Raw genomic sequence first — 13,195 nt, forward strand, 5'->3', positions numbered from 1 at the left:
GTCAGGCGGTGACCGGCCGGGCGCTCCACCCGGTGGCGGGCCCGGTGGGCCGGGCGGCCGCCCCGGTGGCGGAGTCCTCCTCGCGCAGGGCCTTCAGGAGGCCGGTGGACAGCAGGTACTGGGCCAGGATGTAGGTGGCCATGATCCAGAACTGATGCCCCGGCAGCTCCCGCCACTTCGCCAGCTTGGTGGCGATCAGCGTGTCGGAGAGCAGGAACAGCGCCCCGCCCAGGCCCGTCCGCCAGCCGAGGCCCGCCGAGGTGACGGCGGTGGAGGTGAGCAGCAGGCTGTAGCCGGCCACCGGGACCCGCAGGCCCCCGAGGTCCGGCCAGAGCTGACCGACCATCGCCGCCCAGGCCGTCGCGTACGCCACCGCGACCACGGCCGCCCGCCGCCGGTCGGTGAGCGCGCCGCGCTGGACGAACATCGTCACGTAGCAGACGTGTGCCGCCGCGAAGGAGCCCATGCCCGCCAGGAACGCGGGGTCGTTGCCGAGCTGGAGCAGGACGTCCCCGCCGGCGCTCAGCAGCAGCGCCGGCGCCAGCAGCTTCGGGGCCTCCTGGGCGGCCGCGGTCGCCGCGGTGACGCTGTGTGCGGCCAGCAGCGGCATCAGGGCCGGCTTGGTGGCGTGCCGCAGCACGGGCGACTCGGTGAGGATCGCGCCCAGGTGGGCCGCCGAGGTGGCGGCGAAGCCGGTGAGCAGCCCGGTGGCGGAGCGCAGGCGCCCGCCCATGACGGCGCGGGTGGTCGTACGGATGCTCATACGGCGGTGTCCTCCGGGGGTCGGGCGGGTGAGGGGCGCCCTGGCGGGCCCGTGCTCGGCACGATAGGTGACCGTACCCGGTGGGGGAAGGGTTTGTTACCGGCGCGTAGCTGTGGGTGCGGCCGGTCGGCCGCCGGGTCGGGGCGGTCCGGGGGCCGGTCGATCGCCCACCGGCCCCGGCCACTGCCACCGGTGGCGGCGCCCAGCGTCTAGTCTGGTCCACGACATGGAGCAGCAGGAGTACGCGACCGGCACCACGCGGGTGGCCGGTGGCACGTCGGACGGGCGCGAGGGCGGGGCGCGGCGGGGGACCACCGACGCCGGCATCGCCGTGCGCGGCGTCCGCCCTGACGGTCCGCAGGAGGGCGCCCGGCCGGAGCACGGCCGTGCCCGGGCGGGCGGGTCGGCCGGGGCCGCCGAGGGGCTGTCACCCGACCCCGGGCTGCTGCGGCTGGCCCACTGGTTCGCCGAGGCCTCCCCGGGCACCGCCGACGACCTGTGCGCCGCCTCCTTCGGGCTCTACCCCGCCCGCCACTTCGGCGTCCTGGCCGAGCCGGGGGCGGGCCCGGCCGATGCCGAGGTCAGCTGGTGGCACGGGCCGACCGCGCACGCCCCGGCCGTGCTGCGGCTGCGGGAGGCCCGTCCGGTGCGCGGTGTGCGCCGGGCCCGCCGGGACGCGGACGCCCCGGACGCCGCCCTGCCGGACGCCGGTGCGGGCCGGCCGGGCCGGCACCGCAAGCCCGAGCGCTCGCGGGCCGCCGCCTGTCCGCTGGATCGTTCCGCTGCGGCCGAGCGCCGGATCGCCGCCCGGCTGCTGCTGGCCCATCCGCTGGTCACCGCCGCCGGACCGCACGCCGACGGGTTCCCGCTGATCCGCCGTCACCGGGACTGGCTGACCGAGCGGTTCGACACCCTGCTCGGCTACCGGCTGGTGGTCGGTCCCTGGCATGCCCGGCTCTGCAAGGCGGGCCTCGGCCCCGGTGGCGCCCGCCGGCTCGAACACCCCGGCACCGGAGTCCCGTTCACGCCCGGTGCGTACGCCCAACTCGCGCTCGCGCTGGCGCTGCTGGTGGACGCCCCCGAGGAGCTGCCGCTCGGCCGGCTGCTGGAGGCGATGGACACCGCCGCCCCCGGGCTGGCCGCCGACCCGGCCGAGCTGGCCGCCGCCCTCGCGGCCCTGGCGGACTGGCAGGTGCTCACCGAGGCCCCGGCCCAGGCCGACCCGGCGGCCGTCCTGACGGTGGACCGGGAGCTCGCCCGCGCCGTCCCGGCCGGTCCGCCCGCGCTCGCGGACGACGCCGCCGACCTGATCCGCCGGGCCGCCGCGGCCGAGCCCGCGATCGCCGTCCGCCGCCGCCTCGCCGAGACCCCGGCCGCGCTCGGCGCCGACCTCACCGAGGACCAGCGGGCCTGGCTGGACCGCCACCGCCACACCGGGCCGGCCGCCCTCACCGACTTCCTCGGTCTGGAGGCCGAGCTGCGGGCCGAGGGCGTCGCCCTGCTCGACCCCGCGGACGAGCTCACCGATCTGGCCCTGCCCGGTACCGGCATGCTCGCCCAGGCCACCCTGCTGCTGGTCGAGCGCCTGGTCGAGGAGGTCCGCCCGCTCCCCGGGGAGAGCGCCGGCACGGACGTGTCGATCCCGGACGCGCTGATAGACGGCGTGCTCGGGGACATCGCCGACGAGTACGGCCTCCCGGCCGGCTGGCGCCGCGACTACCTCGCCGACCGCACCGCGCTGCGGCGCGACGCCCTCGACCTGCTGCAGCGGATGGGCCTGATCACCCGGGCCCCGCTCGGCACCCGCCCCCCGGGCTGGCTGCTGCGGGCCCCCGCCGCCCGCTACGCGCCGGCCGCGGACCTCCTCCCCGCCCCCGGCACCGGCCGCCACTCCCGCCCGGAGCCGCCGGCCGTCCCCGGCCAGCCTGGCCCGCGGACCCAGCAGCGGGCCTGACCAGCTCCTCTGAGCGCGGGCCCCGAGCGCCCGGCCCGGTTCGCAGAGGGGCCCGGAACACCGAAAAGCACCGCATCCGGGGCCTGGACGGCCGGACTGCGGTGCGGGGGACGGGCGAGGGTGCGGAGGGGAAGCGGGCCGTCGTGGCCCGGGTCAGTTCACCGTCCGGCGGTGGCCGTCGCCACCGTGTCGTGCCGGACGGTCTCCACGGTGGCACCGACGCCCAGGGAACCGAGGGCGACGGAGGCGAGGACGGCGGCGACGGCGAGGAAGCGGCGGTGCCGCTGGGGGAGCGGGAAGCGCGGATCCTCGAGGGTCGCCGGAGGGTTGGCGTTCATGTCAGAGAGCGTTCCAGGGCGGCGTTAACGGTCGGTACGCGCGGGTGAAGTCCGGATGGGGCGTGGGCGTCGGATTGTGGGGCCGGGCCCCGACCCGGGGGAGCGGGGCCCGGCCCGGATGCTTCGGGTGCGGTGGTTCACCCGGACGGCGGTCGCGGACCCCGGCCGGCGTCCGCCGTCGCCTCGCCGACGGCGACCTTGACGGCGTCCCGCAGACCGTGCGCGGGGTGGAAGCGGGACGGTCCGGCGGCCGGGTCCTCGCGCAGCTCCTTCACCAGGGCGACGCAGAGCAGCAGCATCACCACGACGAACGGCAGCGCGACCAGGATGGTGGCGTTCTGCAGTGCGGTGAGCCCGCCCGCCAGCAGCAGCGCGGCGGCCACCCCGCCCATCAGGACGCCCCAGACCACCACCAGCCAGGTGCGGGGGTGCAGCGAGCCCCGGCTGGAGAGCGAGCCGAGGACGAGCGAGGCGGAGTCGGCGCTGGTGATGAAGAAGGTCATCACCAGCAGCACCGCCACCACGCTGGTCACCGAACCGAGCGGCAGGGCGTCGAGCATCTCGAAGAGCGAGGCCTCGGCGCCCTGCGGGATGGTGGCGACCAGGTCGGCCGCGCCGGTGGAGTCCAGCCGGATCGCCGTCCCGCCCATCACGCAGAACCAGATCACCGTGGCGCCGCTGGGCACCAGCAGGACGCCGAGCAGGAACTGCCGGACGGTGCGGCCGCGCGAGATCCGGGCGATGAAGGTGCCGACGAACGGCGCCCAGGAGAGCCACCACGCCCAGTAGAAGATCGTCCAGGTGCCGAGCCAGGCCTCGTCGGTGAAGGCGCCGGTCTGGGTGGACATGGCGACCAGGTCGGAGAGGTAGCCGCCGACGCTGGACGGGATCGCGTCCAGCACGAAGACCGACGGGCCGACCAGGAAGACGAAGACCATGATCAGCGAGGCCAGTACGACGTTCGCGGTGGACAGCCACTTGACGCCCTTGTGCACGCCGGAGAAGGCGGACAGCACGAAGGCGGCGGTCAGCGAGCCGATGATGACCAGCTGGGCGTTCTCGGTGTTGCGCACCGAGGAGATGTAGCCGAGGCCGTCCGCGACCTGGAGGGCGCCGAGGCCGAGGCTGGTGGCCGAGCCGAAGACGGTGGCGAACACGGCGAGCAGGTCGATCGCCCGCCCGGCCCAGCCGTCCGCGCCGCGCTTACCGATCAGCGGGACGAAGGCGGCGGAGAGCCGGTTGCCCCGGCCCTTGCGGAAGGTGGTGTAGGCGAGGGCCAGGCCGGCGACCGCGTAGATCGCCCACGGGTGCAGCGTCCAGTGGAAGAGCGAGAACTCCAGCGCGCTCTGGGCGGCGGCCGGGCTCTGCGGTTCGATTCCGGAGCCGGGCTGCGGGGCGGCGAACAGCTGGAGCGGCTCGCCGACGCCGTAGAACATCAGGCCGATGCCCATGCCGGCGCTGAACATCATCGCGACCCAGGCGAGGGTGGAGAACTCGGGCTCGTCGTCGTCGCGGCCGAGCCGGATGCGGCCGAAGCGGCTGAAGGCGAGCAGGACGGTGAGGACGAGGAAGACGTCCGCGGCGACCACGAACAGCCAGCCGAAGTTGTGCAGCACCCAGGCGAGCGCGGTGCTGGAGGTGTCGCCGAGGGAGTCCTGGGCGAAGACCCCCCAGGCGACCACCGCCAGCACCAGGACGGCGCTGATCCCGAAGACCGCCCGGTCGGTGGGGAGGGTCGCTGCGGGTTCGTCAGGGCCCGGCGGCGGACTGCTCATGGGGGTACCTCTCACGGCGTACTGGACGGTCGGCGGCATGATCAAGAAATGGATACATGTCGTACTATGTCCAGTCGCCGTGCGCGGAGGGTGGAGGGCACGCCGGGGAGCGGCGAGGAGGCGGCAGGGCGTGCCGGACCGTCAGGCGGCGCCGAACCGCCCGCCGAACGGCTCAGCTGGTCGGCTGGGCCTCGTACGGGGCCGGGTACGGCGTCTCGTACGGGGTCAGCACCAGCCGCACCACGTCCTCCAGCCGCCGCCGGGCATCCCCCAGGGTGGTCCGACCGGTCACCCAGGCGGTCAGCTCGCCCTGCCAGGCATGGCCGACGATGTGCCGCACCAGATCGCTCGCGGCGGCCGGGACTTCGGCCATCACCGCCTGCAGCGCGGTGCTGTCGGCACGGGCCATGCCCTGCAGGGCCTCGCTCGCGAAGGGATCGGTGGACGCCGCGACGGCCACTCTCAGCCGGGCCAGTTCGGGCTGGCGCTGATAGGCCCGCATGCCGCCCCGGACGAAGCGCACCACCCGGTCGGTGGCCCCCAGTCCCGCCCGCGGCCCGCGCAGCTCCGCCACCAGGTCGGCCAGCAGCAGGCGGTGCCACTCGGCGATCGCCGCCGCCAACAGGTGGTCCTTGGAGGAGAAGTAGCGATACGCCGTCCCCAGGGCGACTCCGGACCGCTCGCAGACCTGCTTCATCTGCAGCCGCTCGACGCCGATCTCGTTCACCAGGGCGAGCGCGGCCGCGATCAGGGACTCGCGGCGTTCGAGCTGACGTGGAGACATCGTCTCCACCGGCCGTGGTGACAGGTCAACCTTGGTCACCCGCACCATGATACGGCTCGGGGCCGCTCAGGAGTATGACGCCGACCGGCCTCCCCTTGTTCGCATCTCGGCCACCGGCCCGGCGGACCCCCGTCAACGGGGGCGGGGAGGCCGTTCGCGGACCAGGGCCTCCTGGACCGCCGAGGCCACCAGCAGGCCGTCCCGGTCGTAGAACTCGCCGAGCGACAGCCCCCGGCCGTCCGAGGCGGACGGGCTGCGCTGGGCGAACAGCAGCCACTCGTCGGCCCGGAACGGGCGGTGGAACCACATCGCGTGGTCCAGCGAGGCGAGGATCAGCCGGGGCGGCTGGGTGCGCTGGAAGAAGTTGGGCTGCAGGTGCAGCCCGGCGGTCGAGGCCAGCGTCAGGTCCGAGAGGTAGGTGAGCGCGCAGACGTGCACCAGCGGGTCCCCGGCGGGCAGCGGGGAGCCGGTGCGCAGCCAGACGAACTGCTGCGGCATGCCCGGGACGGCCGGCGGCAGCCCGGGTGCGTCCGGCGGGACGAAGCGCAGTTCCAGGGCGCGGAACCCGTCGATCCGGGCCAGGTCCCCGCGGGCGGTGTCGTCCCAGCGCGCGAAGGCGTCCGGCAGCTCCTCCGGCCCGGGCACCCGGGGCATCTCCCGGTGCCGGTCGGCGGCGGGCTCGGAGCGCTTGAAGGACGCGGACAGCGTGAAGATCGCCTCCTCGCCCTGGACGGCCGTCACCCGGCGGGTGGCGTACGACATGCCCTCGCGGACCCGCTCCACCTCGTAGCGGATCGGGCGGGTCGGATCGCCGGGGAGCAGGAAGTAGCCGTGCAGCGAGTGCACCGAGCGGCCGTCGCCGATGGTGTGCCCGGCCGCGGTCAGCGCCTGCGCGGCGACCTGGCCGCCGAAGGCCCGCATCGGGGCGCCGGCGTGGCAGCGGCCCCGGAACGTGTTCCCGTCCAGCCGGTCGATCCGCAACAGCTCGGCGAACGGGCTACCGGCGTCGGTGGCCCGAGTCTCCTGATGGGTCAGCTCGTTCACCGGCCCATAGTGGCAGAAACCAACGGTCCACCGGTGTGACCTGGGTAACCCCGAGGGCGTTCCGTGCAATAGAACCTGTTCCAGTCCTGCCGGGGGCGGACGGACTGTCAGTGCGGTCACCTAGCGTGCTCGGCATGACGCAAGCCGCACACGCGTACGCCTATCTGCGCCCGTCCGCCGTCCTCGACGGCGCCGACGGCCCCCGCCTCGCCCTGGAGACCTCCGGCGGCGCCACCCCGCTCGGGGCGGTCGCCAACCCGCGCTTCTTCGCCGGCTTCCTGGCCGACCCGGCGGCCGCCGCCGCCGGGCTGCTGGCCGTCGCCGACGTCGCCGCCGCCCGCTACCACCAGCCGCGGCTGCGCGCCTCGCTCGACCCGGTGGTCACCGCCAACGGGGACCGGCTGCGCTTCGAGTCCTTCTCCGGCTGCTGCGGCGTCTACGCCCGCCTCGACGTGCTGGAGGCCGGGCTCGACGGCGACGACATCGGCCACGGCACCACCAACGTCGACGTCAACAACCCGCTGCGCGAGGCGCTCACCCGGATCGGCCCGGCCGACCCGCTGCACCTGGCCGTCGGACCGGACGCCCTGGAGGTCACCACCTTCGACGGGCCGGTCGTCGAGCGCAAGGTCCCGCTGCCCGAGCGCTGGCTGCGCGGCTTCGCCGAGACCCAGGTCACCGCCGCCGGCTTCGACCTGCGGGCCGAGCTGCCCGCCGCGGAGGCCGTCCGCTTCCTGCGCTCCCTGCCGCGCGGCAGCGCCCGCCCCGGCGCCCCCGGGTGGGTCGTGCCGGCCGGCCGGACGCTGCGCCCCACCACCCGGCCGGTGCCCGGCTCGGTCTGCCTGCCCGGCCCGGAGCGGCTGGCCGCCCTCCACCGGGTGCTGCGCCACGCGCTGGCGCTGCGGGTGTACGGGCCGGTGGCGGGCGACGGACCGCAGGCCTCGGCCTGGGAGGTGGTGCTGCCGGGCATGCGGCTGACCCTCACCCTCTCGCCCGACGCCTCGCGGGGCTTCTCCGGCGAGGGCGGGGTGCTCGGCGCGCTGGCCACCGGCACGGCCGAGCAGGACGCCGAGCTGGTCGGCGTGCTGCTCGCCTGGGAGCCGCGGATCGACACCGCCGAGCTGGCCGAGCAGTCCGGGCTCCCCGCGGAGCGGGTCCGGGCCGCGCTGACCAGGCTCGGCACGGCCGGGCAGATCGGCTACGACACGGCGGAGGCCGCCTACTTCCACCGCCAGCTGCCGTACGACGCGGGCCGCGCCGAGGCGCGCAACCCGCGGCTGCGGGCCGCGCACGCGCTGGTCGCGGCGGGCGCGGTGCTGGAGGAGGGCGGCGGGCTCGCCACGGTGACGGTGGACGACCACGTCCAGCGGGTGCGGACGGACGCGGCGGGCGGGGCGTCCTGCACCTGCCTGTGGTGGGCCAAGTACCGGGGCGGGCGCGGCCCGTGCAAGCACGTCCTGGCGGTCGGGATGGTCCGCGAGGCCCGCACCGGGACGGGGGCCGGCCGATGAGTGCGGTGGAGGAGCTGCTGCAGGCCGTCCGGGAGGGGCGGACGCCGCAGGTGCCGGCCCTGGCCGCGGCGCTCGGCCCGGCCGAGCGGCGGGCCTGCCTGGTGGAGCTGAAGGACCTGCGCAAGCGGCTCCGGGGCGAGTGGTCGAGGACGGCGGAGCGGCAGAGCGGCGCCCTGCTGGTCGCCGGCGCCGGCTGCCACACCGGGCCGGCCGCGGCCGCCGCCTGGATCGGCGGGCGGGACTTCGCGGGCCGCTCCTGGGCCCGCCACCCCGCGCTCGCCGAGGTGGTGGCCGCCCATCCGGTCGAGTGGCAGACCGACGTGGCCGCCCGGCTCGCCGAGCGCTCCCCGCAGGGCTGGAACTGGGACCTCTACCCGCTGATCGAGCAGGTGGTGCGGCGGACGGGGTGCCCGGTGCCGGAGTCCGACGCGTTCGTCACCGAGTGGCTGCGCCGGCTCGTCCACGGCGACGGCGGCCGGCGTGGTGCCCGCGCGACGATGCTGGAGCGGCTGCGCGCCGACGCCTTCCGGCCGGTCCTGCTGCCCCGGGTGTTCGAGCTGGCCGACATCGGCTCGCTGCTGGAGACGCGGCTCTCCGACCGGCCGGGGGACGTCTGGTCCGAGGCCGTCGCCGGGCTGGCCGCGAGCGGGGAGCTGGACCGCGCCGAACTGGTCGACCGCTGCCTCGCCCGGCTGGTGCGCGGCGGCCGCCCGGCCGACCAGCGGTTCTTCCTCGCGGTGCTGCGGGAGCTCGCCCCCGCGCCCGGGGAGTACGCCGCGCACGTCCGCAGCCTGCTCGCGCTGCTGGACGGCCTCTCGGTGGTGGCCGGCCACGCCCAGGAGGTGCTCGCCGGGCTGGACGAGGCCGGGCTGGTCGAGTCCGAGGTGGCGGTCGAGGCCTCGGCGGTGGTGCTGTTCCGGACGGAGAAGAAGCTGGTCCGGGCACAGCTGGGCTGGCTGGACAAGGCGGCGAGGCGCGCGCCGGAGCGCGCCGGCCCGCTGGTGCTGGCGGCCGCCGAGGCCTTCGGCCACCCGGACACCGCCCTCCAGGAGCGGGCGCTCCACGTGGTGGCCCGTCACCTCAAGGCCGCAGGCCCGGCCGTGCTGCCCGAGCTGCGGTTCGCCGCCGAGGGGCTGAACCCGGCCCACCACGCGCGCGCCGCAGGGCTGTTCGGCGGCCCGGTCGGCGGCGACGACCCGGACACCGGGTGGAGCGAGCTGCTGCCGCCCGTGCCCGTCCCGCGCCCGCTGGCGGAGCCGATCGCCACGCCGGCCGAGGTCGCCGAGGAGCTGTCCGCGCTGCTGGCGGCGGAGCAGCCGGAGGTCGCGGTCTTCGAGCGCCTCCTGGACGGCCTGGTGCGGCACGCCCGCCTCGACCGGGCGGCGCTCGGCGCGGCACTGGAGCCGGTGCTGCGGGTGCACCACTGGAACGAGCACCGGCGCTGGGACGACTGCGGCCCCCGCGACGTCCTGTACGTCGCGCTCACCGTCACCGGGCAGGTGGACCCGCACCACCGCAAGGGCGTGCTCCGGCGCAAGGACCGGTCCGCGCTGCGCGGTGCGAACAACACGCCGTACGGCCACGTGCTGGGCGCCCGGCTGGTGGAGGCGGCCGAGCGGATCACCACCGGCGGGCTGCCGCTGCTGCTGGCCACCCCCACCGACGCCACCGGCGCGCTGGCGGCGTCCGCGCTGGTCGAGCGGCTGGCCCGGTACGAGGAGGCGGGCGTGGCACCGGGCGAGGCGGACGTGCAGGCCGCCCTTCTGCGGCTCACCCCGACCACCGACGCCGAGCCGCTCGCCGCGGCCGGGCGGCTCACCTCCCCGGCCGGGCGCCGGGTGGCGCACTGGCTCGCCGGGGGCGGGCTGCCCGGCCAGCCCTCGGAGCGGGTCGTCTTCAGGCCCGGCCGGGACACCGCGGGCGGCCACCCCTTCTGGGACCGCTGGTGGGAGGACCTCAACCGGGTCGCCGTCGCCCAGCCGGGCATCGGCGCCGGGCCCAAGGGGCCGGGCGGCGAGCGGCTGGACGCCGTCTTCCGGGCGCTGCTGGAGGGCACCGAGCCGAGCGTGGCCCGGGCCCGCAAGCAGAACGAGTGGCAGTGGCAGCCCACCGTGCACTGGGCCGCGATGCTCCCGCACCACCGGGAGGAGCTGGCGGCCCGCTGGCTGGACTGGTTCGCCGACTCCGCCGACCGCGAGCGGCGCGGTGCGGCCGGGCTGCTGCCCGTCCTCGCCGAGGCCGGCGGTCCGGCCGGGCTCGCGGTGCACCTGGTGGTGGCGTACGGGCTGGGCGCCCGCTTCCCCGCGGACCGGACGGCGGCGGTGGACGCGCTGCTGGTGCTCGCCGCGCGCGGGGACCTGGACGGCGGCCTGCTCGGCCGGGAGCTGGCCGCGCTGGTGGCCGCGGGCACGGTGCTGCCCTCACGGCTGGGCAACGCCCTGGACGCGGCGGCGCAGACCGGCGCGTACGGCACGGTCTGGTCGGTGCTGGCCCCGGCGCTGCCCGGGCTGCTGGCGCTCGACCCGGCGCCGCGGGGCCTGGGCGACGTGGTCGCGGTGGCCGCGGACTGTGCCCGGCGGACCGGGGCGCGCGGCCCGATCGAGGAGGTCGTGCGGGTCGCGGCCCGCTCCGGCGCCAGCCGCCTGGTCAAGGAGGCACGGGCGCTGCGGGAGGTGCTGGGGCTTGTCTGACGATTCGCGTCGCATCAGCGCGCGGCTCCCCCAGCCTCCGGCCGGGAGGTGCCCCCAATCCGCGCCCGGCTGGGCGTGCCGCCGGATCGGCCTCGTACTGGACGTACTTGGGCGATTCGGCGGTGCGTCCAGGTGGGGGTACCTCCCGGCCGAAGGCTGGGGGAGGATGCCCGGCGTCGCGCGCGCGGCGGGAATTGTCAGACAAGCCCCAGCGGGCTGAGGGCGGGGCGGCGGCGGCACGGGTGGGCCCGGCGCCAGGGGGAGCGCCGGGCCGGGCCGCGCGGTGGTCAGACCGTGACGCCGCCGTCCTCGGCGGCCGCCTGCGGCCGGGTGGCGGGGCCGCCCGCGGCCTCGGCCGGGCCGCCGGCAGTCTTGGCCGGGCCGCCGGCAGTCTTGGCCGGGCCGCCCGCGGCCTTGGCCGGGCCGTCCGGGACGAGCAGCTCCGCGTCCTGGGGCAGCGCCGCGACCGCCCGCCACCAGAGCCGCAGCGGCGGCGGGTCCACCGGTTCGAACGGCTTGCCGGGCCGGGGCGCCGCCAGGCGCGCGCCGAGTGCCTGGGCGGCGGCGACCGCCCGCTCGGCGGGTTCCTCCCACGGGTGCGGCGCCAGGTCGAAGGTGCACCAGTGGATCGGCAGCAGCAGCTCCCCGCCGAGGTCGAGGTGAGCCCGGACCCCTTCCTCGGGGGTCATGTGCACCTCGGGCCAGAAGTCGCTGTAGGCGCCGACCTGCATCATCGTCGCGTCGAAGGGTCCGAGCCGGCGGCCGATCTCGGCGAAGGCCGGGAAGTAGCCGGTGTCCCCGCTGTGGAAGACCCGGTGCTCGGCGCCGGCCACCACCCAGGAGGCCCAGAGGAACAGCGCGCTGGTGCGCGGTCCGCGCGAGCAGTAGTGCCGGGCCGGGGTGGCGGTCAGGGTCAGCCCGGCGACCTCGGCCGACTCCCACCAGTCCAGCTCGACGATCCGGTCGGCCGGTACGCCCCAGTGCTCCAGGTGCGCGCCGACGCCGAGCGGCACGGCGAACACGGCGCCGGTGCCGGACAGCGCGCGGACGGTGGCCATGTCCAGGTGGTCGTAGTGGTCGTGCGAGACCACCACCACGTCCACCGGCCCGAGTTCGCCGAGCGGCAGCGGTACCGGGTGCAGCCGCTTGGGGCCGGTCCAGCCGAACGGCGAGCAGCGCTCGCCCCAGACCGGGTCGAACAGCACCCGGCGGCCCTCGATCTCGGCCAGCACGGTGGCGTGGCCCAGCCAGGTCAGCCGCAGTCCGGAGGCGGGCGGCGCGGCCAGCTCGACCGGGAGCAGCCGGTGCAGCGGCACGGCGGCGGTGGGGCTGCGGCGGGTCCGGTCGGAGGTCAGCCGGGCGCGGGTGATCTCCAGGGGCGTGCGCTCGTACACCAGCCGGCGGGTGGGCAGCGGGTTGCGGAAGGCACCGTCGGCGAACTGCGGCGAGCGGTGGATCCGGGACAGGCGCTCGCCCCGGGGCTCGGCCCCGAAGGCGTCCGTCCTGACCCGGTGCCAGGCGGAGCGGCGGAGGCCGGCCAGGCCCGGGGGAGTGGAGAACTGCGAGGTCAGACCGGCGACGCGGGAATACCACGGAGCGGGGCGGGGCACGGCACCTCCAAAGAGGGTTACGGCTACCGGGCATGCCGAGGTGCGTACCGCCGGTGGTGCGGTCCCGTCCGGTACGACAACCATCTCGTCGGAGGTTACTCGCCGTGGGCCGTCCGGACCTGGTGGGAGGCCCCGCGCGTGCCGTTCGGCGTACGGCGGGGTCTCCTGCCGGTCCGGACCGCTCAGGCGTAGAAGCGGGTGATCGCCTCCGCGACGCAGTGCGGCTTGGCGCTCTCCGCGCTGGTGACGGTGAACCGGACGACCGCCTGGACGCCGCCGGGGACCTCGGTGGCGGAGAGCAGCTCGGCCGTCGCCCGGATCGCGGTGCCGACGGGGACGGGAGCGGGGAAGCGCACCTTCTCCGAGCCGTAGTTCAGCGCCATCCGCACGCCCTCGACGCCGTAGCACTCCTTCGCCAGCACCGGGATCATCGACAGCGTCAGATAGCCGTGCGCGATGGTCGAGCCGAATTGGCTCTCCTTCGCCCGCTCCGGGTCGACGTGGATCCACTGGTGGTCCCCGGTGGCCTCGGCGAACAGGTCGATCCTGGCCTGGTCGACGGTGTGCCACGCGCTGGTGCCGAGCTCGGTGCCGACGGCGGCGGCCAGGTCGGCGAGGGAGGCGAAGGTCGTCAAGGTGCGCTCCTGGGGGCGGGGACTGCGGGACTCCGGCAGAGTATGCCTACTCGCCGGTCACCTGTCAGGGGCCCCGGGCGGGCCCGGGCGC

At 76.4% G+C, this 13,195-nt stretch carries 10 protein-coding genes; 3 read left to right on the forward strand and 7 right to left on the reverse strand.

What is annotated here, in order from left to right:
• Position 1: 1 nt before the first annotated feature.
• Entirely contained in the window at positions 2-763 is a 762-nt protein-coding gene (locus tag ACFVVX_RS16565; RefSeq protein WP_387945981.1) for a lysoplasmalogenase, read from the reverse strand.
• 226 nt (positions 764-989) lie between these two features.
• On the opposite strand from ACFVVX_RS16565, the gene ACFVVX_RS16570 reads away from it, so the two are divergent.
• Entirely contained in the window at positions 990-2,717 is a 1,728-nt protein-coding gene (locus tag ACFVVX_RS16570; RefSeq protein ID WP_387945983.1) for a DUF2398 family protein, read from the forward strand.
• Positions 2,718-2,875: 158 nt separating this feature from the next.
• On the opposite strand, the gene ACFVVX_RS16575 is transcribed toward ACFVVX_RS16570, so the two are convergent.
• The 4 genes from ACFVVX_RS16575 to ACFVVX_RS16590 form a co-directional block, all read right to left on the reverse strand.
• Positions 2,876-3,055 (reverse strand): hypothetical protein, encoded by a 180-nt coding sequence (locus tag ACFVVX_RS16575; protein ID WP_387945985.1) that lies wholly within the window; start codon positions 3,053-3,055, stop codon positions 2,876-2,878.
• 137 nt (positions 3,056-3,192) lie between these two features.
• Positions 3,193-4,830: a BCCT family transporter gene (locus ACFVVX_RS16580; RefSeq protein WP_387945987.1), complete on the reverse strand. Its 1,638-nt coding sequence runs from the start codon at positions 4,828-4,830 to the stop codon at positions 3,193-3,195.
• 172 nt (positions 4,831-5,002) lie between these two features.
• Positions 5,003-5,653: a TetR/AcrR family transcriptional regulator gene (locus ACFVVX_RS16585; RefSeq protein ID WP_387945989.1), complete on the reverse strand. Its 651-nt coding sequence runs from the start codon at positions 5,651-5,653 to the stop codon at positions 5,003-5,005.
• 93 nt (positions 5,654-5,746) lie between these two features.
• Positions 5,747-6,658 (reverse strand): acyl-CoA thioesterase, encoded by a 912-nt coding sequence (locus ACFVVX_RS16590; RefSeq protein ID WP_387945991.1) that lies wholly within the window; start codon positions 6,656-6,658, stop codon positions 5,747-5,749.
• A 134-nt stretch (positions 6,659-6,792) separates the two neighbouring features.
• Here ACFVVX_RS16590 and ACFVVX_RS16595 point away from each other — a divergent pair, with 134 nt between their 5' ends.
• Positions 6,793-8,169, forward strand: a complete 1,377-nt coding sequence (locus ACFVVX_RS16595; protein WP_387945993.1) for an SWIM zinc finger family protein — start codon at positions 6,793-6,795, stop codon at positions 8,167-8,169.
• A complete protein-coding gene (locus tag ACFVVX_RS16600) occupies positions 8,166-10,859 on the forward strand; it encodes a DUF6493 family protein (RefSeq protein WP_387945995.1) in 2,694 nt (897 codons plus the stop codon). Before ACFVVX_RS16595 ends, ACFVVX_RS16600 begins: the two co-directional genes overlap by 4 nt.
• A 287-nt stretch (positions 10,860-11,146) precedes the next feature.
• Here the strand turns inward: ACFVVX_RS16600 and ACFVVX_RS16605 are convergent, their stop codons facing one another.
• The gene (locus ACFVVX_RS16605) at positions 11,147-12,400 is read right to left on the reverse strand and encodes an MBL fold metallo-hydrolase (protein ID WP_387946205.1); all 1,254 of its coding nucleotides are present in this window, start codon (positions 12,398-12,400) and stop codon (positions 11,147-11,149) included.
• 251 nt (positions 12,401-12,651) lie between these two features.
• The gene (locus ACFVVX_RS16610) at positions 12,652-13,104 is read right to left on the reverse strand and encodes a MaoC family dehydratase (protein ID WP_387945997.1); all 453 of its coding nucleotides are present in this window, start codon (positions 13,102-13,104) and stop codon (positions 12,652-12,654) included.
• Positions 13,105-13,195: the final 91 nt, after the last annotated feature.

Origin of the sequence: Kitasatospora sp. NPDC058170 (genome assembly GCF_042883905.1) — a bacterium.
Taxonomy (GTDB): domain Bacteria; phylum Actinomycetota; class Actinomycetes; order Streptomycetales; family Streptomycetaceae; genus Kitasatospora.

Coding starts and splice junctions, on each gene's coding strand:
- ACFVVX_RS16565 (WP_387945981.1), bottom strand. CDS start 763: ATGAGCATCCGTACGACCACCCGCGCCGTCATGGGCGGGCGCCTGCGC.
- ACFVVX_RS16570 (WP_387945983.1), top strand. CDS start 990: ATGGAGCAGCAGGAGTACGCGACCGGCACCACGCGGGTGGCCGGTGGC.
- ACFVVX_RS16575 (WP_387945985.1), bottom strand. CDS start 3,055: ATGAACGCCAACCCTCCGGCGACCCTCGAGGATCCGCGCTTCCCGCTC.
- ACFVVX_RS16580 (WP_387945987.1), bottom strand. CDS start 4,830: ATGAGCAGTCCGCCGCCGGGCCCTGACGAACCCGCAGCGACCCTCCCC.
- ACFVVX_RS16595 (WP_387945993.1), top strand. CDS start 6,793: ATGACGCAAGCCGCACACGCGTACGCCTATCTGCGCCCGTCCGCCGTC.
- ACFVVX_RS16600 (WP_387945995.1), top strand. CDS start 8,166: ATGAGTGCGGTGGAGGAGCTGCTGCAGGCCGTCCGGGAGGGGCGGACG.